General features: G+C 51.6%; 20 protein-coding genes. All 20 read right to left on the bottom strand.

Going from position 1 to position 24430, the window contains the following annotated elements:
• Positions 1-7: 7 nt before the first annotated feature.
• Complete coding sequence (locus JOD20_RS08625) at positions 8-1312, bottom strand: SPFH domain-containing protein (RefSeq protein ID WP_204754878.1); 1305 nt, start codon at positions 1310-1312, stop codon at positions 8-10.
• A gap of 464 nt (positions 1313-1776) precedes the next feature.
• Positions 1777-2571 (bottom strand): segregation and condensation protein A, encoded by a 795-nt coding sequence (locus JOD20_RS08620; RefSeq protein WP_204754877.1) that lies wholly within the window; start codon positions 2569-2571, stop codon positions 1777-1779.
• Positions 2572-2847: 276 nt separating this feature from the next.
• Positions 2848-4098: a Glu/Leu/Phe/Val family dehydrogenase gene (locus JOD20_RS08615; protein ID WP_204754876.1), complete on the bottom strand. Its 1251-nt coding sequence runs from the start codon at positions 4096-4098 to the stop codon at positions 2848-2850.
• A 38-nt stretch (positions 4099-4136) separates the two neighbouring features.
• Positions 4137-5081 carry a 2'-5' RNA ligase family protein gene (locus JOD20_RS08610; protein ID WP_204754875.1) on the bottom strand — a complete coding sequence of 315 codons (945 nt, stop codon included), beginning with the start codon at positions 5079-5081 and terminating at the stop codon, positions 4137-4139.
• A gap of 66 nt (positions 5082-5147) precedes the next feature.
• Positions 5148-6896: a peptide ABC transporter substrate-binding protein gene (locus JOD20_RS08605; RefSeq protein ID WP_204754874.1), complete on the bottom strand. Its 1749-nt coding sequence runs from the start codon at positions 6894-6896 to the stop codon at positions 5148-5150.
• Positions 6897-7150: 254 nt separating this feature from the next.
• Positions 7151-8140, bottom strand: coding sequence for an ABC transporter ATP-binding protein (locus tag JOD20_RS08600; protein ID WP_204754873.1), 990 nt, complete (start codon positions 8138-8140; stop codon positions 7151-7153).
• A gap of 12 nt (positions 8141-8152) precedes the next feature.
• Positions 8153-9127, bottom strand: coding sequence for an ABC transporter ATP-binding protein (locus tag JOD20_RS08595; RefSeq protein WP_054534926.1), 975 nt, complete (start codon positions 9125-9127; stop codon positions 8153-8155).
• Between the two features lie 25 nt (positions 9128-9152).
• Positions 9153-10124 carry an ABC transporter permease gene (locus JOD20_RS08590; RefSeq protein WP_204754872.1) on the bottom strand — a complete coding sequence of 324 codons (972 nt, stop codon included), beginning with the start codon at positions 10122-10124 and terminating at the stop codon, positions 9153-9155.
• A gap of 53 nt (positions 10125-10177) precedes the next feature.
• Positions 10178-11245: an ABC transporter permease gene (locus JOD20_RS08585; protein ID WP_110514626.1), complete on the bottom strand. Its 1068-nt coding sequence runs from the start codon at positions 11243-11245 to the stop codon at positions 10178-10180.
• Positions 11246-11572: 327 nt separating this feature from the next.
• Positions 11573-13528, bottom strand: a complete 1956-nt coding sequence (locus tag JOD20_RS08580; protein WP_204754871.1) for a peptide ABC transporter substrate-binding protein — start codon at positions 13526-13528, stop codon at positions 11573-11575.
• Positions 13529-13857: 329 nt separating this feature from the next.
• On the bottom strand, positions 13858-15036 hold the full coding sequence (ftsZ, locus tag JOD20_RS08575; RefSeq protein ID WP_204754870.1) for a cell division protein FtsZ: 1179 nt from the start codon (positions 15034-15036) through the stop codon (positions 13858-13860).
• A 69-nt stretch (positions 15037-15105) separates the two neighbouring features.
• A complete protein-coding gene (ftsA, locus tag JOD20_RS08570; protein ID WP_204754869.1) occupies positions 15106-16353 on the bottom strand; it encodes a cell division protein FtsA in 1248 nt (415 codons plus the stop codon).
• A gap of 253 nt (positions 16354-16606) precedes the next feature.
• Positions 16607-16951 (bottom strand): small basic family protein, encoded by a 345-nt coding sequence (locus tag JOD20_RS08565; RefSeq protein ID WP_201783493.1) that lies wholly within the window; start codon positions 16949-16951, stop codon positions 16607-16609.
• Between the two features lie 11 nt (positions 16952-16962).
• The gene (locus JOD20_RS08560; RefSeq protein WP_204754868.1) at positions 16963-17811 is read right to left on the bottom strand and encodes a cell division protein FtsQ/DivIB; all 849 of its coding nucleotides are present in this window, start codon (positions 17809-17811) and stop codon (positions 16963-16965) included.
• Complete coding sequence (locus JOD20_RS08555) at positions 17808-18893, bottom strand: D-alanine--D-alanine ligase (protein WP_204754867.1); 1086 nt, start codon at positions 18891-18893, stop codon at positions 17808-17810. Before JOD20_RS08555 ends, JOD20_RS08560 begins: the two co-directional genes overlap by 4 nt.
• On the bottom strand, positions 18890-19798 hold the full coding sequence (murB, locus tag JOD20_RS08550; protein WP_204754866.1) for a UDP-N-acetylmuramate dehydrogenase: 909 nt from the start codon (positions 19796-19798) through the stop codon (positions 18890-18892). The genes JOD20_RS08555 and murB overlap by 4 nt, the downstream gene beginning before the upstream one ends.
• 2 nt (positions 19799-19800) lie before the next feature.
• Entirely contained in the window at positions 19801-21081 is a 1281-nt protein-coding gene (locus tag JOD20_RS08545) for a tetratricopeptide repeat protein (RefSeq protein WP_204754865.1), read from the bottom strand.
• A gap of 4 nt (positions 21082-21085) precedes the next feature.
• Entirely contained in the window at positions 21086-22417 is a 1332-nt protein-coding gene (gene murC / locus JOD20_RS08540; protein ID WP_204754864.1) for a UDP-N-acetylmuramate--L-alanine ligase, read from the bottom strand.
• Between the two features lie 161 nt (positions 22418-22578).
• Positions 22579-23211, bottom strand: a complete 633-nt coding sequence (locus JOD20_RS08535) for a hypothetical protein (protein WP_204754863.1) — start codon at positions 23209-23211, stop codon at positions 22579-22581.
• Positions 23212-23216: 5 nt separating this feature from the next.
• Positions 23217-24251, bottom strand: a complete 1035-nt coding sequence (locus tag JOD20_RS08530; protein WP_275580590.1) for a UDP-N-acetylglucosamine--N-acetylmuramyl-(pentapeptide) pyrophosphoryl-undecaprenol N-acetylglucosamine transferase — start codon at positions 24249-24251, stop codon at positions 23217-23219.
• Between the last annotated feature and the right edge of the window lie 179 nt (positions 24252-24430).

The raw sequence follows: 24430 nt of genomic DNA, 5'->3' as shown, positions 1-24430 counted from the left end.
TATAGCATTATTCTTGGTCAATCAGATTGTGTTCGCGGTAGACCTTGCGTTTTTCGTGCTCATCGAGCGCCAAGGTGAGCAAGTGTTTCAAATCATCTGGTTTCATATCTGGATTATCAGCAATAATTGTATTCATCCAATCTTGCAACATTTGCAAGCTGGCGGCATTTTCTATTTCGTTACGTTGGCGTTGAATTTCCAGCTCGGTTTCGGCAAATTTCTTGCGTTGATAGGCTTCAGCATCGGCCAAGGCCATCGTGCGCTTAATTTCTTGCTCAGCCAGGCGATTGGCGGCCTGAATTTCGAGATCAGCGGTAATAGTGCGATAAAAGGCCTTAATTCGATCAGCATTCAAGATAACTTGAGTAATCCCAATATCGAGCACTTCGATGCCCCACTGCTGCACTTTTTCTTGCAAGCGATTTTTTAATTGGGCAGCAATTTCAGCCCGCCGTGCAGAAATATCAGCAGGCCCAAGCTTGCCATAACTGCGTTTCTCAGGGTTATAAAAGGTGTTATCGTGGATAATTGCCCGTAAATCTTCCTCAACATCGCGGCGCAATTGCGATTGAATCGCTTCGATCCAAAAATCGGCACTCATACGCACTTGCATTACATCGATATTGCGGCGGTCGGCAATTTCTTTAAAAATATGGTCACGGTTGGGATAGTTGTAGGGTAATTTCAAAAAGCCTTCATAACGCATTTCTACGGGCATGCTTTCACCCTCATCGGGAAAGCGCTGAATAATGCGCGATTGGGTATCGACAATAATTTTATCGACTTTATGCAGCGACGCAGTATCAACCATATCAACTTCAACGTCAGTCTGAATATTGTAGGTTGGCATTATCGCCACCCCAACTTCGAGGGCGGGCACAATTGGCGAATGCAAGCCAGGCGGGCGAATAATATGTTGATGATCCATGCGGCGTTGAATCAGCAGCACTTCGCCTTCTTCAACGTGTTGGCCAATTCGCGCAGTCATGGCCAAAAAGACCATATACACGCCAGCAAGCAGCACCGGAGCACACATCAACCCCAACAAATTGCCATTCAAGGCTTGTTGGCCAAGCAACGCAGCACACGAAACTGCCGCAATGCCAGTTAAGGTGCCTAGCATATTGCGCGCTGATTCACGTTGGGCGATCGTGCCACGACTAAACGCCAAAAAAAGCCCAATTAGGACAATCAAGAGCAGAATGATCCCAACCAGACCTTGATTTGCTTGCGATTGAGCTGGCCCAATATAAATAAATAAACAGCTTACCAGCAGGATAATCACGAGGACAGAGGGCGATAACCGGCTCATCGTTGGCCTCCCATGCAGTTAAGCCGCAAGCCAGCAGCAAGGCTCAAAAAACCATTAACAAGTACTGCGGCCTATTATACACGATGCTTGCAAGCAGGCGGTATTGCGAGGGGTCAGGTGTCAGTAGTTAGGGGCAAAAATTGATCCACGAAGGACACGAAGAACATTTTTAGCCACGAATTACACGAATTGCACGAATTAGCGTTATTTTGGCCACAGATTGCACAGATATATTGTGATGATGTTTCGCTAGCCTTCAGCCAAGAGCCATCATTCCTCTGCGCCTCTGCGTTGAAAATATAATCTTATCCAGCACACAAAGGCTTTTATTCTTTAGCCACAGATTGGCACAGATGTTTAGGATTATGTTTTGCAAGGCTATAGGCTATTGATTTTTGATTTTTGACTTCTGACTTCGATGCTATCTCTGTTCTATGCTCTTTTCTGATTTTTGACTTCATCCCTCATCCTTCATCCCTCATACTTTCGGCTTCGTCCTGCATACTTTCGGTTAAGCGTTCGCCGAAGCGTGAGCCGCGCGAGAGATTGATCAAATCGAACAGTTCGTCTTGTTCAACATTGATAATTTCGCGTTTGGCAAGCTCCAACACCGTCCACAGGGCAACAATCACTTCGCTGCGGGTCGTGGCAAGGCTCAGCAAATCATCAAATGCCACATAGCGTTGGCGCTGCAAGCGCTCGCCAATCAATTCGGCCATTTCGGCAATCGTAATAACTTTGGCCTTGGGAATTGGAATTGGTGGTGTTTCGCGCTCAATCAAGCTTAAACGGCGCGATAAGGCATTGACCAAGGCGCTTAATTTATGCGCTGCCAGCTGAGGCGCAGGCAAATCGGGCTGCGGCGGTAGCGTCACTCGTTCCCAAACTCGCAAACCAGCGCTTTCCCATTCGCGCAATTTGCTTGCTGCTTGCTTAAATTGCTGATATTCGCGCAAGCGTTGGGCCAATTGTTCGGCCACATCTTCTTCTGGTGGTGCTGGCGGTGGCTCGCGGCGGGGCAACAAAGCGCGCGATTTAATCAACAACAATTGGGCTGCCAAGGCCAAAAAATCGGCAACCGTCAGCGGGTCGGGGTCGCTCATCGCCCGCACATGGGCCAGATATTGGTCGGCTACCGTCGCCAACGAAATCGCCGTGATCGCCAATTCTTCGCGCTCAATCAAGCGCAACAGCAGATCCAACGGGCCAGCAAATTCGGGTAGTTGCAATGTATAAGGGTGGTGGCTTGCTAATGGCATCGTTGTAAGGATGAGCGATGAGGGATGAATTCATTACTTATCGCTCATGATAGAACAGAGAACAGAGATCTAATTGTTGAGTAGCTTGGAAAATAGTGGCATTCCCTCACCCCCCAGCCCCCTCTCCCACTGAACGAGGGCGAGGGGGAGCACCCGTAGAATGCTCACGAATTATGAGAAAACCACCGTTAAAGTCCCTCGCTCGCGCCACGGGAGAGGGGTTGGGGTGAGTGGACTTTAACAGCATTTCCTTGAAAGCTCCCTGAACCCTAACAATTATGGATAAATCCCACGCATGGCCATCGCGCGCACGACGCGATCAACGGCGAGCAAGTAGGCAGCCGTGCGCAAGGGCACAAAGCGCTCTTGGGCGACCGTGTAGACCTCATTAAAGGCTCGTTCCATGGTTTTGGCCAACTCGCCATGGACTTCGCGCTCAGTCCAGAAAAACTCTTGCAAGCCTTGGACCCACTCAAAGTACGAAACGACAATCCCGCCTGCGTTGGCCAGAATATCGGGGACGACAATAATATTTTTATTGGCCAGAATCGAGTCGCCTGTTGGCGTAATTGGGCCATTAGCCAGCTCGACCACAATCTTGGCTTGAACACGGCTAGCATTGGCCCCGCTAATATCATTTTGGCCTGCTGCCAACACCAAAATATCGCATGGCAATTCGAGCAATTCGCTGTGGCTAATTGGCTTTGTGCCAGCCAAATTGGCCACACCATCGGTCTGAACCCGATGCTCAATCAAGGCTGCAACATCAATTCCAGCCTCAGTTTCGGCAACTACGCCGGTGTTATCATCGCTGGCGGCGATAATCTGGCAGCCCATTTCAGCCAAAAATTGCAAGACCAAGCGCCCAGTTGTGCCAGAACCTTGCATCACCACCCGCGCGCCTGCCAAATCGAGGCCAATTTTGCTGGCTGCTTGGCGCACGCTATAGCACAAACCACGGGCGGTTCCTTGGCCATGGCCTTGCGAGCCACCAACTTGAACCGGCTTGCCCGTTGCTACTGAGGGCATGGTATAGCCATGATGCATCGAATAGGTATCCATCACCCAAGCCATAGTTTGCTCGTTGGTGTTGAGATCAGGCATCATCACATCGCGTTCAGCGCCAATCAAGGGGGTAATTTCGGTCACATAGCGCCGAATAATGCGCTCTAATTCGCCGCTGCTCAGTTCGCGATGGTCACAAACAATCGCCCCTTTGGCTCCGCCATAGGGAATTTGGACAATTGCACAGCTCCACGTCATCCACATGGCGAGGGCTTGCATTTCTTCGAGCGTCGCTGCCGATTGCAAGCGCAAGCCACCAAGCGTTGGGCCACGCGTAATATTGTGGTGCACGCGATAGCCAGTCAAATTGCGCACCCGACCGTTATCCAACTTCACCGGAAAATGGACGATCAACTCACGCCGCGGCGAGCGCAACAAATCCCGAACTTCCGGTTCCAAGTCCAGCAATTCAGCGGCAATATCAAATTGGCGCTGGGCGGTTGCCATTGTGGTTTCAATCATCGTAAAACTCCTCGGCAGTGAGTGTAAGCAGCATTGCTTTAGCCAGAATAGTTAATATCATCTATCTTAACATACTCCGTCTGCTTCATGGGCGCTTGGGCTAAGCGAAAACGCCGCACTTCGTGCCACATATGGCCAAAACGTTCTTCAAACAATACGACTTCAGTTACCTGCCAGGTTTGGGGTTGCCAGCTTTCGGCTACCCACGCTTGCGCACTCTCCAAACTACTATATTGGAGCAATTTGCCAAGCGTCAGCGCTGGCCATGGCCGGCGTTCGATTGGTCTCGTTGTGGGCAACATGGCTTGAAGTTGTTCAAGTGCTGCTTGACCGCGGCTGGGCGTAACCACCAAGCGATGCTGAATTGGGGCAATTTGCAGCTGATCAAGCGTTACTTCAAACGCAGGATACTGCTGAAGCGCTGTCACAATCTGCGCTTCAAATGCATCGCGATCAAGCGGCAGGCTACTTGGCACCAACACAATATGCGGCGGCAAACCATGGCGATAACTTGGATCGTAGCGTAGCCGATAGTGATTAAGCTCGCTGATAACCGCTGCTGGTGGCACAATCGCCAAGCGAATTAATCGATGCTTGCGATAATAGCGCGCACGATAATCCTTCAAACGTTGAATTTGCTGATTCAGGGTGCGCAACGAACGGAGGCCAAAGCGTCCGACCCAAGCCAGCAGCCGATTGCGCCGCGTTGCCAGCCAACGTAAAAAACGTTTATACAACACGCGTGTCAGCCGAATCAAGCGATGGCGTGGGCCAATCAGCGCCGAGCCAAGCACCAAGAAAATCAAGCCTTGCAGAATGGGCAAAATGATACCCAAAATGCCAATGAAAATAAAAAACCAGCCCAAAATTGGCCGCAAACGGGGCCAAATACGCAAAAACCACCCCCAGAGAATTTGGCGTTCTTGGGGGCGGAAGCTACACCAGACCAGGTTTAATAGCACAATGCCAATTAATAAGCGCATAGATTTAGCTTAATCCACGTTGATTGTCATTTGTTCAGTTCCATTGATTAAGCATAATTCACGCCGTTAGCGTTGCCAAGCACTCAAGTTCCAGGTAATTGGAGCCAAAGGCTGGGGCTGAACACCGCGAATTGCAGGCGCAAGCAGCACCGTGGTTTGGCGCGTAATTACTGGCAACACTGGCAATTCGCGGGTAAAAATTTCCTGCTGTTGGCTATAAGCTGCCTTGCGCACTGCGGGATCAAGCGAACTGGTGGCGGTACGAATTGCCTTATCAGCAGTATCCATACACCAGCCAGTAAAGTTGTCGCCGGAGTAACCATTAATTTGGTTGGGAATTGCAGCGCAACTCCACAACACCGCACCATCGGGATCGACGCTGCGCAACCAGCCAAACAGGGCCAGCTCAAAGCGTCGCCCAAACAACGGCCCTTGCTGGCTATACAGGTCGGTCGTCGACAAAGCTTCAAGCTTTATATCAATCCCAATCGCTCGCATATCGCTGACAAATTGCTCGCTCAGCCGTTGGCGAATTGGGGTTTGAGTCGATGTCGTCAAGGTTAATTGGAATGGCGAGCCATCAGGGCGCTCGCGCAAGCCATCGCTATTGGTATCAAGATAATTCATCTGATCAAGCAATTCGCGCGAGTAGTCGGGATCAAAGGTATAGCTGACGGCGGTGGTTGGATCAAAGGCCCACGATTCAGCAGCCAACCAGCTATGCAAAACAGCCTTGGGCGAGCCATACAAGGTGGTGCTAATTGCCTCACGGTCAAAGCCATGGGCAATTGCTTGGCGCATGCGAATATCTTGCAAAGCCACAACCGCCAAGTTCATATCAATATGTTCCCAAATTGGGTTGGGCGCTTGCAAGAGTTGCAGGGTTTTGGATTGCACGTCGGTTTTAAGCTCAGATGCTAATTGTTCCAACGAGCCTTCAGTCCAAGCCACGTCAACCCGCCCGCTCAGCACATCATCGCGCATCATGGCAATATCGGGGTATAGGCGGGCAACAATCGTGCTTGGCAATTGTTCAGCTTGGCCTTCGCGGCGCACAAACTCCAATTGCGTGCCAGCAGTCCAAGCTTTGAGCTTATACGGGCCATAGCCAACCGGCGATTGACCTAAACGATCGCTCACTTGTTTGGCGCTTGGCTCGCCTTCAAAAAGATGGGCTGGCAACGGAGTCCAAACCGTAATCAAATAATTCGGATCATCGCGCTCTGGCGGCAAATAAGCGCGTGTCGTATATTCGTCAAGTGCCACATAATCGGCGGTTAGGTCGCTTTGGGTGGCCAATTGAGCCGTCGAGGCGCTGCCACGTAGCAACTTATAGGCAAAGACCGAATCAGCAGCGGTTAATGGCTGACCATCATCCCACTGCAGATTTTTATTCCAGCGATACGTAACCGTCAACTGGCGCACGCTGGTAATGGTTTCGGTTTGGGTCGTGGTAATCACGCCATTCGAATCAAGATTAACTGTGGTTGTAATATATTGCACATCGCCATTTTCAAACGATGGCACGCGCTCCAAAACCCCAGTTGTGGTATAGGCTTCGTTCACCACCGTCAATGGAGCTGGGTAGAGCAATTCAATCAAGGGCGCAGCGCCCCGAAACGCATAACTATAGGGATAGAGATCGACTGGTTCTTCAGTCAGACCCAATGTCCACAGATTGCTTGTGGCGGGATTAGTTGTTGGCAGGGGAGTCTGAACCTGCACCGTTGGCTGACCAACTGGCGCACCACCCTCAACACTACAGCCAACCAAACTAAAACACAGCAAAAGCGCAAGGCTAAAACGCAATTTCATCAGCATCAATCCAAGGCGAACCATCGTGCAAGCCCAAAAAACTTGCCGATCGTTGACGCTCTAATTTATTCAAACCGCAACGTTCGATCACTTTTAAGCAACAGGCAGTGTAGCGCAGCCATGCATTTTTGTCGAATGCAGCCAAGCCATATTTAGGGCACAAATGGGGTTTCTCATCAGATCTTTAGCTGGTTAAACAACGAACCGAGGTAGCAAAGCCGCCTCGGTTCTGATGCGTAATCCCAACAAGCTGTTTAACCCTGAGCAAAGTGACAAGCAACAAAGTGGCCTGGCTCTTTTTCCTCAAAGGCGGGGTCATCGTGTTTACAAATATCTTGCGCCAGCCAGCAGCGTGGGTGGAAGCGACAGCCGCTTGGTGGATTAACTGGGCTTGGCACATCGCCTTCCAAGATAATCCGGTCGCGCTTGATAGTTGGGTCGGGCAAGGGAATTGCCGACATCAAGGCTTTGGTATACGGGTGCATTGGCTTGCGGAACAATTGGTCACGGCTTGAAAGCTCGACCATGCGCCCTAAGTACATCACGCCTACCCGATTGCTAATATGCTCAACAACGCTTAAGTTGTGGGCGATAAACAGATAGGTCAGGCCCAAATCTTTTTGCAAGTCGTTCAACAAGTTAAGCACTTGGGCTTGAATCGACACGTCCAAGGCTGAAACTGGCTCATCGCAGACGATCAATTTTGGCTGCATCACCAAGGCGCGAGCAATCCCGATCCGTTGGCGTTGGCCGCCAGAAAACTCGTGGGGGAAACGACGCATGTGGCTTGAATTCAAGCCGACCCGTTCCAGCACCTGGGCAACTTGGTCAAGCCGCTCCTTGGGCGTGCCAATATTGTGAATTTTCAAACCCTCGGCAATACTTTGGCCTACGGGAATCCGTGGGTTGAGCGAGGCATAAGGGTCTTGAAACACAATTTGCATATTACGCCGCAGGACGCGCATTTGGCCAGCGCTTGCCTTGAGCACATCTTGGCCTTCAAACAACACTTGACCACCAGAAGGTGGAATCAAGCGCAGAACTGTGCGGCCAGTGGTCGTTTTGCCACAGCCCGATTCACCGACTAAACCAAGCGTTTCGCCCTTCTTGATGCTAAAACTAACGCCATCAAGTGCCTTAACTTCGGCGACTGTGCGGCGCATCAAGCCACCTTTAATCGGGAAATATTTCTTGAGATTGCGTACCTCAAGCAAATGCTCACTGGTACTGTTGGAAACAGTCATGTAAAACCTCTTCTAGTACAACCAGCAACGTACCAGTCGATCACCTTCGAGCTTGATCAACGGGGGTTCTTCTTGGGTACATTGATCCATCCGATGGGCGCAGCGTGAAGCAAAACGACAACCAGCAGGCGGGTTCAACAAGCTTGGAACCTGGCCAGGGATTGTTTCTAGTTCATCACGTACATTGCCCAAAACCGGAGTTGAAGCGATCAAGCCTTGGGTATAGGGGTGTTTGGGTGCTTCAAACAGCGCATGGACAGGGGCGTATTCGACGGCCCTGCCTGCATACATAACCATCACATTTTCGGCCATTTCGGCCACAACCCCTAAATCGTGGGTAATCAAAATAATTGCAGTATTGACTTTTTCGCGCAACTCGCGCATCAGATCCAAGATTTGAGCTTGAATCGTTACGTCAAGTGCGGTGGTTGGTTCGTCAGCAATCAACAATTCTGGGTTACATGCCAACGCCATTGCGATCATCACCCGTTGGGCCTGACCACCAGAAATTTCGTGGGGGAACGAGCGCATCCGACGCACGGGGTCGGGCAAACCGACTAAGGTCAAAAGCTCAATCGTGCGTTTATTGGCTTCCTCGCCCGAAAGCCCTTGGTGAATTTGCAAGGCCTCGATAATCTGTTCGCCAATGCGGAAAACAGGATTCAGACAGGTCGTTGGCTGTTGAAAAATCATTGAAATCCGATTACCACGGATTTTGCGCATTTCTTCTTCACTCAAGTCGAGCAAATTTTCGCCATCGAACATGATTTCGCCTTCGATGACTTTACCAGTTTTGCCCAGCAAGCGTAAAATCGACATGGAGGTTACGCTTTTGCCACAGCCTGATTCACCGACAATCCCTAAGGTTTCGCCACGACGCACCTGGAAATCGAGGCCATCGACGGCATGGACAGTGCCTTCATCGGTGAAAAAGTAGGTTTTGACACCCTTGAGTTTCAACAAAACATCGGATTGAGCCACAAGCATGCCCCTATCTAGCAAGAATTACAGGTTAGCGTTTGGCGCGTGGGTCAAGAGCGTCGCGCAAGCCATCGCCAATAAAATTGAAGCACAATGAACAAATAAAGATCGCCAGCCCCGGGAAGAAGGCTTGCCACGTATATTTTTCCAGAATCGTGGTGTTGACACCTTTAAGCATATTGCCCCATGAAGCAGATGGCAACTTGACCCCGAAGCCTAAGAAGCTCAAGGCTGCTTCGGTAATCATCACACCGCTCAAGGCCAACGAGGCATTAACGATGTTCGGAGCCAAGGCGTTTGGCACAAGGTGGCGGAACATAATCCGCAAGTTGGAAGCACCCAAGGCCCGCGATGCAGAAACATATTCTTGCTCGCGTAAGCTCAAGATTTGGCCGCGCATCAAGCGTGCGCCACCAGTCCAACTAAAGAACACCAAGATCAAAATTAGCAGATTAACCGTTGGCTCAAGAATTGTCGAGATAATCAGCAGAATTGGCAGCAACGGCAAGGTGTTGAGGAAGTCGACAAAGCGCATTGCAAAGGCATCGACAAGACCGCCAAAGTAGCCACTCATCACACCAATGATAATCCCGATCAATTCGCTGAGCAAGGTAACCGCAACCGCAATATACAGCGACACGCGGCCTGCATACAACAAACGGGTCAGCAAATCGCGGCCAATGCCATCTGAGCCAAGCCAGAAGGTCAGGGTCGTGCCGGCGGCAGTTCGCACATCGCCACCAATACTATTATAGTAAAGATTTTTGGGGACAACATATTCGGTGCCTGGTGGTTGATCCTTTTTGGTAACTGCGGTATCAGTTTCGCCAAAGGGCATAAACAATGGCCCAAAGGTAACCGCCACAATCATCAAAAACAAAACCACTACGCTTGCAACCGCAAAGCGGTGGCGTGAAAAGCGTTTGAGAATCTCAAGCCACGGGCGCTCATATTCTTCTTTTTTCGCCTCACGAGCCTCGACTTGAGTTGTTGAAACAGCCATGGATTTTCCTTTCACACGGGTCGCTAAACCAATCGAAAACGTACGAGCCTCAACTAGTCAAGTCGAATTCGTGGGTCAACAATGGTATAGAGCACATCAGCCAGCAAGGTAGCAAACACCAGCAAGATCGATGAGATCAGCAAGAAGGCCATTGCTAAGGGATAATCTTTGAGGTTGAGGGCACTAATAAAGGTAAAACCAAGCGCCTTGTAGTTGAACACCGTTTCGGTAAACAACGCACCGCCAAAAACCCCAGGAATCGCAAATACGATGATTGTAATCAAGGGAATCAACGCATTGCGGAAGGCGTGCTTGTAGATCACGACCCGTTCCTTGACCCCTTTAGCGCGGGCAGTCCGCACATAATCTTGGCTGAGCACTTCGAGCATACTGGCGCGCATAAAGCGGCTCCAGTTGGCCAAGTTGAGCATCGAAAGCACGGTAACCGGCATTACCAAGTGCATGACCCGATCGAGGAACGAGCCAGCGACAACCGTACCGAGGACTGGCACTTCGTAATTGCGCAAGGCCAAAATATCGCCAGCAGGGAAATAGAACCAGCCATTGCGTTTAAACCACAGCGATACCGCAATAATCAAAAGCCCAAACCAGAAGGAGGGCAATGATAAGCCGATAAAGCTAAATGTGGTCAAAATATAATCGAAGAATGAATATTGGCGCACTGCCGAGAAAACGCCAAGCGGAATCCCCAAGACCAACGAAATAATCGTTGAGGTAATCATCAGCCAGAGCGTATCGGGCAGCTTATCTTTAATAATATCTAAGACGGGAGCATTGCGCTGGAACTTCCATGAGGTACCCCAATCCCAGCGTAAAATACCTTTGCGCTCGCCGACATATTGTTCAAGCCCAACTTTATCGAGCCACGTATCACCAGCAAGCCATGTGGGATACCACAAGTACCACGGTTTATCAGCCCCGAGCAATTTTGCTTGACGCTGAATATCCGCCTCACTCGGACGGCTCTTAGGGTCAGTATTTTGGCGTAACTCATCAAGGGGGCCACCAGGAGCCAAGGCAAACAGCGAGTAGATCACTGCCGATGAGAACAGGAGAACGAGAATCGCTTGAAACAAGCGCCGAATGAGATATACAGTCATGCGGTACCTCTAAAGATGCTTGAAATGGTTAATTGCCGATAAGATAAATGGTTCTTAACTAGTACACTCTGTTACGGCAAATTACGTTCAAAAAAAGAGCATTGAATTTTATCGGTTTGGAAAACTGGCCTATTGTACCATTTATCTCGCATTACAAAAAAAACCACACAAGCACGACAATCACTGTCTGGTGGTTAAGATCCGGGCGTGACAACATTGTCTTGATTTAACTGTTTATGGTGCGCTCACAAAAAGCTGTGGGAAGGCGAGGGATACAACTACGGAGCTACGTGCAAGCACGCAGCTCCGTAGCGAGGAGCTTACCAATTACTTGGTAATGTCCCAGGTTTCGATGTTCCAGAAGTCAACTTGGCTGGTTGGATTCAAGTCCAAGCCGCTAACCTTGACGTTATATGCACCAACATTGACGCGTTGGTACAATGGGAAGGTTGGCAATTCGGCATTGAATACTTTTTGAGCTTCGATGACCAAAGGAATACGCTTGGCGCGGTCGGTTTCAGCTTGTGAAGCCAACGCAGCTGCATCGTATTCAGGGCTACACCAGCCAGTGTTGTTCTGACCGCCGTAGCTGTTTTCTTCGGTTGGAATTTGATCACAGAGGTACAGAGCGGTCGATGGCTCTGGGCCACTGACCCAAGCGTACAAGCCCAAGTCGAAGCGGCGGCCAGCCAAGATACCTTCTGCGCCGTTCTTGAACAAGACATCGGTTGCTGGTACGAAGTTCAATTGAACATCGATACCGACAGCTTTCAAGTCTTCTTGGATCAATTGAGCAACGGCTTCGCGGGTTTGGTTGTTTTCGGTGGTGAAGAATTGGATCGTGAGCTTAGCACCATCTTTTTCAAGGATGCCATCAGCGCCAGCGGTCCAACCAGCTTCGGTCAAGAGAGCCTTAGCTTTTTCAACATCGTATTCGTATGCTTCCAAGCCTTCGCCGTTTGGTGGGTAAGCCCAGTGATCGGCTGGCAAGAAGGTGTTCATCACAACGGTCTTGCCGAACAAGACGTTATCGATGATTTGCTTGCGGTTGATTGCATAAGCAACAGCTTGGCGCAATTTCACATCGGCGAAGATTGATGGTTGACCATCATTGCGTTCTACGCCAAAGTCCATGTGTTCCCACACGGTTGCTGGAACATATTGACCTTTGAGCGTGCCAGCAGCTTCGAGTTCGTCGAGCTTAGGAGCGTTCGCCAAGGTCAAACCAATTGAACCAACGACGTCAATTTCGCCGCTTTCCAATTGTTGCAAGACTTGATCTTCACTGGTCAGATACTTGAAGGTAACATTACCAATGATTGGGTAGCCTTTTTTCCAGTAGGTTTCGTTAGCAACCAACTTGGTGCTTTCTTGTGGGGTGTTTTCTGCAATCTTGTATGGGCCATATGCCAATGGCTTAGCAGCGTAGTCGCTACCACCAATGGTTGCTGGGTCTTCACCTTCCAAAACGTGCTTTGGTTCAGGACCAAAGGTGTTCAAGAAGTAGGTTGCATCGGTGTAACCAGGAGCTGCGTACCATACCAAGGTTTTTTCGTCCTTGGCTTCGTATTTTTGGGTACGATCAAGTACAAAGCGGCTAGCGTTCTTGATGCCTGGATCTTGGTACAATTCAGCAGCAAACACGAAGTCAGCAGCGGTGATGGCGGTGCCATCTTCCCAAGTCAAACCATCGATCAAGGTCCAAGTTACAACAACTTGTTCCATGTCCATAGCTTCGGTCAAGCTAGCGGTGTCGGTGATCAACTCGTCGTTGATGACGATGTTGCCTTCGTAGCTGCTGTCAACCGAAACGGTTTGGGTCACTGCATCGCCATCTTCGAAGCTTGGCAATTTGGTGAAACAAACTGGTTGGTATTCATAGTCCAAGGTGGTGAAACAGGCTGGCTGAATCGCTGACAACACTTGGGTGGTGGCGCTTGATTGTGATTCAATGCCGAACAAGGTGTCTGGCGATTGGGTCATACCAATGATGATGGTTTTTTCTGGGTCGGTGCCAGGGCCTTCGCCCGTGGTGCCGGTACCAGCGGTTGGTTCTGCGGTTGCTTCAGCTTCAGCAGTTGGTTCAACAGTTGCATCCGTTTCGGTTGCGGCAGCGGTTGGTTCAGTCGTAGCTGCTGCTGCGCTATCTGTAGTTGCGGTTGCAGGGACTGTTGTTGCTGGAGCCGTGGTTGGAGTTGCATCGCCACCACAAGCAGCCAAGATCGGAACAACAAGGACCAACATGAGCGCAAAGCTCATCAATTGGCGCTTTGATCGAAGCATTCTTGCCTCCTAAATCAATGAGTCCAAAACCCGATTCGTAGAATCGAACATTCCTGCATCAGAGGGACACAGGGCCAACAAGGTTGGTACACAACCACATCCATCTATGGATTTTGGGGTATTCTCATAGGTAGCACGGATGTGATTGGTATTCAGAGCTTCATTATAACGATTAAAAAGCTGATGTCAAAATTTGTAGTACTTTTTGCCTAAGCTTTGGGCAGTTTGCCCAACGACCTAAGTAGTTATCAAAAAATATTCACGCTCAATTTGGGCAGTTTGCTCGCTCCAGCGGGGTAGTACCACCGCGCTGGAGCGAGCAAACTTGGTTATTTTCGGCGTTCGCGGTTGCGCAAGAATGGTGGAATATCTAAATCATCATTGCTACCAAACGTGGTTGGTGGCGTAGGCCGTTGCGGTTGTTGCGGTTGTTGCGGTTGAGCCGCTGGCCGTACTGGTTGTTGGGTTGATGGCTGATAGTTTGATTGTGGTTGGCTTGGTTGGCTTTGCGCCGATGGATACGAACGTGAGCGATTGTTGCCTTGAGGCCGTGTTTGGTCAAAGCCGGTCGCAATAATCGTAATTTTCACTTCATCAGCTGGCAAGTTGGGGTCAATTCGTGCCCCGAAGATGATGTTGGCATCAGGATCAGCAGCCTTCGAAATAATCTCAGCAGCTTCGTTGACTTCCAACAAGCCCAAATCTTCGCCACCAGTGACGTTGAACAGCACACCCTTGGCCCCGTCGATCGAAATTTCGAGCAACGGTGATGAAATTGCCATATTGGCTGCATCGACCATGCGATTATCCCCAATGCCATGGCCAATTGCCATCAACGCCGTGCCTTGTTGCGACATAATCGTTTTTACGTCGGCAAAGTCGAGGTTAATCAAACCGCGGCTGGTAATCAAATCGGAGATCCCTTGAATACCTTGGCGCAGCACATCGTCGGCCATGCGGAAGGCTTCGTTCATTTTGGTGTTTTTCGAAGCGATTTGCAGCAAGCGATCGTTTGGCACCACAATCAAAGCATCAACGGTTGGCTTCAGTTGGTCAATCCCCGATTCGGCAACTTTGCGCCGATGGTTGCCTTCAAACAAGAAGGGCCGCGTGACAACCCCAACTGTCAAAGCGCCAATTTCTTGGGCAATTGCTGCAATCACTGGCGAAGCGCCAGTGCCAGTGCCGCCGCCCATGCCAGCGGTGATAAACACCATGTCCGAGCCACGCAATACATCGTGCAGCTCGTCGTGGGTTTCTTCAGCAGCTTTTTGGCCAATCACTGGGTTGCCGCCAGAGCCAAGCCCACGGGTCAATTTATCGCCAATCCGCACCCGAATCGTCGCAGGCGAGTGGATCAAGGCTTGCGCATCGGTGTTGACCGTAATAAATTCAACCCCTTGCAGTCCCGATTCGACCATGCGATCAACTGCATTCGAGCCGCCGCCACCAACCCCAATCACTTTGATTTGGGCGAAATTTTCAATTAAGTTGTTATTGAAATCCATAGTTAAGTTGCCTCCAGATCAGCACCAAAGCTCAGCAATGGCGTGGATCGACTGTAGCCAGATGCCGGTTTAGGGTAAAAACTCCCGTAACCACATTTTGAAGCGGTCGTAGGTTTGTTTCCAGTTGGTTGTTGCTGGTTGACTTGCAGTGTGGCCGCCAACGCTGCCCATTCCATGACGCAAGCCCCAACGGACAAGCCCCACAGCCGTGGCATAGGGTGGTGCATCAATTGCTTCAGCTAATCCAGTCAAATTCGTTGGGATGCCAATGCGCACTGGCATGCCTAAAAGTTGGCGAGCCATCTCATCTAAGCCAGGCAATTGGGCCGAGCCACCTGTCAGAACAATTCCCGCAGGCAGCAGGCCTTCATAGCCAGAACGACGGATTTCATTGCCAATCATGTCGATCAGTTGTTCGGCGCGAGCTTGCAGAATTTCGTTAAGTTCAAGCCGCGAAACTTGTTGATGTTCACCTGGTGAGAAGCCATCGGTATCAATCAAATCCTCTTCAGGATCATGGCTTTCAATATCGCTCACTTTACCATAGCGCAGTTTAAGATATTCAGCGGTGTTATGCGGGGTGTGCAAGACATACACCAAATCGTTGGTGAAATGTGCGCCACCAATCGGCAACACAACGGTGTGCCAAATGCCACCACCAATAAAAATTGCAATGTCGGTCGTGCCGCCGCCAATATCGACCAAAACAACCCCACGGCTTTTATCTTCTTCGCTGAGCACGGCCTCGCCCGAAGCCAAGGGTTGCAGCACAAGGTCGTCGATGCCAACCCCAGCCCGTTCAACGCTCTTGATTAAGTTTTGAATCGCCATCACTTCGCCAGTGACAATATGCGTTTCAACTTCAAGCCGATAGCCAGCCATGCCAACTGGGTCGCGAATGCCTTCGTGGCCATCGACAATATAAGCTCGTGGAATCACGTGGATGACTTCGCGTTGGGTGGGAATGGCAATTGCTTGGGCTGCTTCAACGGCTCGGGCCACGTCAGTGCGCGAAATTTCATGGTCGGGCCGTGAAATTGCGACAACCCCGCGACTGTTGACCGAGGAAATATGCCGCCCAGCAATCCCCACGAAGGCTGTACCAATGCGATAGCCCGAAAGCCGCTCGGCCTTTTCGACCGAGGTTGCAATCGCGCTGACTGCTTCATCGATATTGACAACAACCCCGCGATCAAGCCCTTTGGAAGGCGTGAGGCCAACCCCTAAAATATTGACTTTGCCTGTATCGTGAACTTCAGCAACCAAAGTACAGATTTTGGTTGTACCGACATCAATACCGACAATGGTGCGATTCATGGAAAACCCCTTGTGTTAGGCTAAAATGTTGCCTGTCAAGCAGGGTTGCTGGCGATTATACGAGATAGCAGATCGCTTTGCAACCACGCTGCATTGCGTCAACAACCTACACTAGGTCGCAGAAGAAGCTGGTTTATCAAGGCGGGAACAATGATCAATGTCGGGTTGCTCGAAATAACGAATGATGAGAGCGCGACATTGCAAAAAAGTGCATCCATCAAGCGTAGCTTCGCCTTGGTTTCGCTCTTTGCGCCTAGCCAACCAGATGTTGGCGAATGCGACTGGCATTTTCAAACAAACGGACACCAAAGGCCACCACTGCCGCCAAATAGAGGTCGATGCCTAAGCGCTCGCCAAGAAACGCCAGCACAACCGCCAACACAGTGTTGCCAATTAATCCCGAGATAAAAATCCGATTCCGATAGCGTTTTTCGATCGTGGCTCGCGTTGCGCCAACAATCGAATCAAGCGCCGATAAAACTGCTACCGCTGTGTAACGGGCAAATTGCGAGGGAATCGTTAGGCCGGAAACAAGCCCAATCGCCACCCCAACTCCAAGCCCCGCCAGCGGAATCCACATAGCTTGTCGCTGCTCCACCCATGTGCTCCTTATTGCGACCCTTCAGGTGGCGTTGGAGTCGCCTGCGGTCGATAGTAGGGTTTTTCCGGTCGTAAATCAATAAATATCCAAGCTGCATCGCTGGTTTGGACTTGTTGCAAGGTTGCAAGTTTGCGATCAAGGCTAATCGGTTCGCCTGCCAAACGCCCAAACACAGCTTGTTTGGTGTCATTGTAAACCGAAAGCCCGTAGTATGGGTCCCACTCGTAGCGCGTCGGTTGCCAACCAAGCTCTTTGGGTATACGCAAATATAAGGTTTGGGCCAAATTCAAGGCATCGGTGTCAATATAGCTGCCCGCCGAAATTGGAATCGTGCGGGTATCGTAAATAATCAAGGTTGCGGTGGTTATCGAGGTGGCCAAGCCCAACACTTCGCCGCCAGCAGTCACTTCGTAATTTGTACCGCCAACATTCCACACAACCGCTGCCTGCCGCTCTTGCACCCGCACCAAAACCCGTGCCGGAATGCGCAATTGCACCGTGGCGGTGGCAACATAGGGATTTTGGCCAATCCGCGCCGCCACCGCCGCCGGATCAATATCCCAAATCGAGCGGCCTTGCAGGTTGGCCAATTGGCTAATTGTGGTCGCATCGACTGAGCGATTGCCTTCGATCTCTAAGTTGCCAACCACAAAGGCTGGCGAACGAAAGACAAAAATCAAGCAGCCAATGCTCGCCAACAATAAAACCAAAGCCAGCAATTTGCCGTTCATGAGCATGCTGCGCAAAATCGTGCGCGCGGTTGGCCGCACCATGGGCGTGCTGGTACGCACCCCAAGCGCAGTCCGCCCGCGTGGCTTGCGGCTGATTATGCGGCCTGTCCGACGTGGATTACTCATCGTCCTCGCTCGTGATAGCGCTCAATTGCCAAGTCGATCAAACGATCAAGCAATTCGCTATAGCTGACTCCCGTGGCTTCCCATAATTTGGGATATTGGCTCATCGCCGTAAAGCCGGGGAAAGTGTTAATTTCGTTGATATAGATCGCGCCAGTTTCGCGCTCGACAAAGAAATCGACCCGCGCCAAGCCAGCACCATCAATTGCTTTGAAAGCGGTCACGGCCATCGCCCGCAATTGCTCGCTAGTCGCCGCTTCAAGCTCCGCCGGAATTGCAAATTGGGTTTGGCCTTCAAGATATTTGTCGGCGTAATCGTAAAAATCGTTGGCTGGCAGCACTTCGCCTGGCACTGAAGGCGATGGATCATCGTTGCCCAAAATCGCGACTTCGATTTCGCGGGCATTGATGCCTTGCTCAACCACAATCCGGCGGTCGTAGCCAGCAGCCTCGGCCATGCCAGCAGCCAATTCAGCCCGATTGCTGACTTTGCTAATGCCAACGCTGCTGCCAAGGTTGGCTGGCTTGACGAACATTGGATAGTTCAAAGCAGCTTCAAGCCGCTCGTAGACTGCTTCGGGCTGTTGTTGCCAATCGCGACGCAACACCAATTGCCACGGCACTTGGGGCAAGCCAGCAGCCGCAAAGGCCGATTTCATCAAGCCTTTATCCATGCCCACCGAGGCCGCCAACACGCCACAGCCAACGTAGGGCAGATTGGCCAATTCAAACACCCCTTGAATCGTGCCATCCTCGCCAAACGGGCCGTGTAAGACCGGAATAATCACATCGAGCGCGGCCATATTGGTGTGTTCTGGCAAGCTGCCAGCACTTTGCACAATGGCAGTTTCGCTGACCAAACCAGCTTGGGGTGCACGCCCAAGCATCTTTTGGTCGGCCTGTTGCTCTAAAGCCAACAATGGATCGCCACCGCTGAGCCATTGGCCGTTGCGGCTGATGCCAATTGGCACAACCGTATATTTTGCAGGATCAAGCGCATTCATCACCGCTCGCGCCGATTTTAACGAGACTTCGTGCTCGCCCGATTTCCCGCCAAAGACAATTCCAACTCGCCGTTTTGTCATAACGATTGATCCTCACTGGAGATCACGCGAACTTCTAATTCAAGTTCGATGCCAAATTGTTTTAAGACTTCAGTTTGAGCATATTCGGCCACTCGCAAAATATCGCTTGCGGTTGCGCCGCCAAGATTCAAAATATAATTGGCATGTTTTTCGGCAATTTGGGCCGCGCCCATGCGAAAACCTTTCAAGCCAGCAGCATCGATCAAGCGGCCTGCGGTGGTATTGGCTGGGTTTTTAAACACCGAGCCACACGAGGAACCAGCAGGCGTGCGTTGCTTGCGGCCTTCGGCAATCTCGGCCATTGTGCCAGCAATCCGCACCGGATCATCGCGCCAGGCAGTTAATACCGCATCGAGCACATATGGAATGCGCATGGTTGGCCGATTCGCTGCCAGTCGTTTGAGTTGGCTGGTGCGATAATCGAACTGAAAATCAGCCGCCGACCACTCGACAATTTGATTATCGGGCATTAAGAGCCGCGCCGATTGCAGGTGTTTGGCCGTTTCGCCGCCGTAGCAGCCAGCATTGCCATAGATTGCCCCGCCGATTGTGCCAGGCAAACCTTCGGCCCATTCAAGCCCAGCAATGCCCTGCGCCGCCAAACGCCGCACCGTACCAGCAGTTGGCGCGCCAGCTTGCACATGAATCGTCAGCTGCTCGCCATGCTCCTGCACTTCAAAGCCCGTCGCCCGATTGCGAATCACCAAGCCATTCCAGCCTGCATCGCTCATCAGCAAATTCGAGCCGCCGCCAAGCATAAAAATTGGCACTTGCTGAAGTTCGGCCCATTGCACAGCCTCAATTTGTTGCTCAGGGCTGCTGACATTAACAAAATACCGCGCTGGGCCACCAATCCGCCAAGCGGTATATGGCGCAAGTGGCTCGTTTTCGCGAAGGTCGATCATGCTTAAACCTGCATTCCTAAACTGCGCAAGCGTTCGCGCAAGCGCTTTTGTTCATCGTAGTGGCCAAGCCCTTGGCGCAACAAAAATGCTGTATGCCAATGTTTGCCCGCGTCATGGCGATCATTCCATTCGTAGGCCAAATCGCCCAAACGCTCGCTGGCCAAGGCAATCCCAACCGTATCGCCCAATTGCTGAGCATTGGTCAGCGCAACATTGTAGCTGGTGCTCGCCGAGCCATAATCTGCTTGCGCGCGATAGGCATCGCCCAAACGATTGTGCAACATAATTTGGCCAACGCCCTGCGAACGCCGATCTTCGTATTGCAAGGCCTTCAAAAACGAGTCAACTGCGGTCTGATAATCGCCACGCGCATGGTGAATCACGCCCATCACGGTGTAGGCGCGGGCCGTACCCACCGCATCATGCAATTTTTCGCGCAACATCAGACTTTCTGCTTGGCAACGCAGCGCTTGATCCAAATCGTTTAATTCGAGATACGAAAGTGCTAATTTTTCGTGCACAATCGCCACGCCCAACGTGCCAGGCAAATGCTCCTCGATTTCCAAGGCGCGGGTGTAATAATCGGCGGCCTGTTGGCCCGAGCCAATCAAGCGATAAACATCGCCGATACTTGTGATAATTTTAGCGATTGTTAGCCGATCGTCAATCACCGCTCCGCGTGCTTGGGCGGCGTTATACAGGTGAATTGCCTCGGTATGGCGGCCTTGCAGTTGCTCAGTTTTGCCAAGGTGCAACAAGGCTTCTGCTTCAAGTGGCAGATTGTTGGTCGTGCGGGCCAAATCGAGCGCGCGCTTGAGCGTTTGCTCGGCGTTGGCAAAATCGCGCATAGCTCGTTGCGAGCGACCCAACGCTACCAACGAACCACCTTCAATCTGCACCGATTGGGCGGCGCGGGCCAAGGTTAATAGCTGCTGCGCATAATACAAAGCATCGTCGTGATTGCCCGCCCAATCGAGCACCGTCCATGCCAAACTGTAGGCGCGCAGGGCAAAATTGGCGCGTTGCTCCTCAGCCAAGCGGCTCAGATAATCCAAGGCCCGCTCGCACCAAACCCGCGCATCGGCAATATTATGTTGCGCAATCACGCTTTCTGCCTGATCAAGGGCGGCGTTGATTGCGTCGGGCCATTCACAGGCCAATGCTAAATGCCATGCCATAATTCCATCCAAGCCTTCAGGCCGACCAATTTGCTCGGCGTAAAGTTGACGCAACCGATCTGCTGCATCACGATGAAATTGGCGATACGCAGCATCAGCAATCATCGAATCACCTCAGCGCCGCCACCAACCGCTCGCCAACCGAAACTCCATCGCCAGCTCCCAAGGTCAATACCACATCGCCAGCCTGCACATCGTGTAACAATTGTTCAAAAGCTTGGTTCAAATCGCCAACCGCCAAAGCATTTGGATGTTGCATCCCAGCCACAATTTGCGCCGTTGGGTCGCCCTTGCTGGTTTCGCGTGCGCCATACACTGCGCCAATGCGCACCACATCTGCTTGTTCAAAAGCTGTCTGAAATTCAGCCAAAAACGCTTCCAAACGACTGAAGGTATGCGGCTGAAAATAGGCCACAATCCGTTGCTCAGGGAAGCGTGCGCGGGCTGCGGCAAGCGTGGCCCGAATTTCGGCAGGATGATGCGCGTAATCATCAAACACCCGCACATTGCCAACCTTGCCTTTTGGCTCGAAGCGCCGCGCTGCCCCTTGATAATGGGTAATTGCTGCTGCTGCTACTGCCAAATCAACACCATAAGCGTGGGCCGCAGCCAAGGCCAACAGGGCATTTTGCACATTGTGCAAGCCAGCAACAGCTAGTTGAACAGCAATTGGCTCGGCCACAGGGCTAATCAATTCAAATAGCATGCCATCGGGCGTAGCCTGAATCGCCGTTGCGCGCCAAGCGTTATGTTCAGCCAAGCCGCAGCGAATCGCCGCAACATCGGCCAACACTCGTTGCGTGCCAGCATCATCGCCGCAAAGCACCAAGGCTTGCAGGCTGGGCTTGCTAGCAAACTCAAGAAAGGCCGCATCGTACTCAGCTTGGCTGGGATAAATATCAACATGATCCCAATCGAGGTTGGTGATAATGCCAATCGTTGGGTCAAGCGCCAAAAAGGTGCGCGCATATTCATCGGCTTCAAGCACCAACGGCCCTTGGCCCCACGCGGCGCTCGCTCCCAAGGCAGGCACTTCGGCTCCAATCAAAAAGCCCGGGGTATAACCAGCATGCTTGAAAATAACTGCCAACATTGCAGTAGTGGTGGTTTTGCCATGCGTTCCAGTAATCGCCAGCGTCGGGCGCTCGGCACTCCATGCGCGCCAAAGATCGTGGCGCGTTAGCACCGGAATCGCTGCTTGGTGGGCGGCCACCAACTCAACGTGGTCGAGTGGCAAGGCCGAAGTAACCAACAGGCGATCGATGCCGTCGATATGGATTGGATCATGGCCAATTTCAATCTGCACGCCGTGGTCGGCAAGCCGCTTGGTTGCGGCATTGGCAGCCCGATCGCAGCCTGAAACCTGATCGCCACGCTCCACTAGGATCGTTGCAATCGAACTCATCCCTGAACCACCAATTCCAACAATGTGCGTATGCACCAGCGACTCCTTAAAAAAGCCAGATAAAAACAGCAGAAACGCTGAGATCGACGATTCCCAGCGTCCCCAAGCATTTTTCAGAACATAGAGCATAGAGCATAGAGCATAATCGATGAATATACATTGCTATGTTCTATGTTCTTTGCTCTATGCTCTCCTTGCTACTCCCGCATTCGGGGTAGTCGGAAGAATGTGACAATCAACACGACCAAAAAGAGCAAGGCAAAGATCGTTGGCAAATTGTCCTTCAAGGCATTTTGCTGCGAAATTGACGAGACGGTGATGCCAACGCCCTCATCAAAGGGCAAATTAGCGCCCTCTTTGTCGTAGGCAATCCAAAAATCGAGCAAGCGTGAAAGCACAAGATACGAATTCAACACGCCCACGCCAACCCCAATCACCCGCCCACCGCGACTGACCTCATCGCGACTGCCAATCGCCGAGCCAATCACATACGAAAGAAGCACCCCGATGATAAACGAAATTGCCCGAAAATTCTCAAAATTATCGCTATCGATAAAGGGGGAACGTTCGCCGCTTTCGCTACCAAACAGGGCATTAATAAACACCGCAAAGGCATTGATAATCCGATTCAGCAGCCCAGCCATGTTTTCAGCAACCGTTGGGTTGGCAAACAACACCAATGAGAAAATGAGCCCGACCGTGGTAATCGCCTCTTCCTTCCAGCCGCGTCGCCAGCCAAAGAAGCCTGCGATTGGAAAAATCACAAGCATCAAAAGCTGCAAAAAGCTAAACTGGATCGATTGTTGCAAGAGGATCACTCGAAACGACATACGCTTTAGCCTCCTCGGGCAAGCGCCAGCCATTCGCTGGCAAGCCGCGCCCCTGCGTCTGGTTGGGCAAGGCTGGCACTGCGTTGCGCCATCGTTTGTAAACGCTCAGGGCTACTCAGCACTGCTGAGAGTTCGCGCCACAAACGGCCTTGGGTTGGCTCTCCAGAGCCTAGCATTGCCTCATCGGGAATGCTAATTGCTGCGCCACGGTCGGCCAGGGCAGCAGCGTTGTATTCTTGCTTCACCATCGTCAAAGGCACCAAAATCGAACCAATGCCTGCGGCGGGGAGTTCGGCCATCGTCGAAGCACCAGCCCGACTTAACGCAAAATCTGCTGCGCCAAATGCCGCGCTCATCGAGCGTTCAGCATCGGCATGCAGATAGGGGTAAAGATGATAACGGCTGGCCTGTTCAGGGCTGAGCTTGGCCTGCGCCTCACGCAACCATGGTTCATCGCCATTCCGTCCGCAAACATGCACGACCTGCGCTAATTCTAACAGATCGCTTAAGAGCGCGGCAACAGCCTGATTGATCGAGCGTGCGCCTCGGCTGCCACCATACACCAACAGCACTGGCAATTGATCATTCAGCCCAAACAACGCCCGACAGGCGGCTTTATCTTGATTAAACACCTCGCCACGCACCGGATAGCCAGTTTCGACCACCTTGTGCGCTGGCAAATAGCGCTTAGAATCATCAAAGGTTACGGCAATACGGGTGGCTAAACGGGCCAAAACTCGCCCCGCCCAACCAGGGACAATATCGGGCAAATAGAGCAAGGTTGGTACTCGTTCGAGCGCCGCCGCCACAAACAGCGGCACACAAACATAGCCACCAGTGCCCAAAATTGCTGCTGGGCGTTCGCGCCGCAATAAGCTACGGGCAGCAAGCACACCTTTGATCAACACGCCAGCATTTTTCAGCATCTGAATTGGGTTGCGCCCACGCATGGCAGCAGCAGGCAAGCCAACAAACGGAATTGCGCTCTCGCGCTTGACCAAATCGCCTTCCATGCCATCAACCGAGCCAATATAGCGCAGTTGCGGTTTAACGTTGGCGTTGATTGCGCCGCCGCTGCTCGATCCGTTCGCGGGCGGTGCTGCCGTTGATTGGCTGGCTGACCAAGGTTTTGCGCTGTTTGGGCTTGCGCCACGCGATGAGCCGCTTGGATTCGTCTGCTGGTTTGCGCCATGTGCCGCCGAGGGAGTTGCCGATGGCG

It is taken from the genome of Herpetosiphon giganteus, assembly GCF_016907925.1.
Classification (GTDB): domain Bacteria; phylum Chloroflexota; class Chloroflexia; order Chloroflexales; family Herpetosiphonaceae; genus Herpetosiphon; species Herpetosiphon giganteus.
The sequence above is the reverse complement of the archived record's forward strand: the minus strand, read 5'-3'. Positions and strand labels throughout refer to the sequence as shown.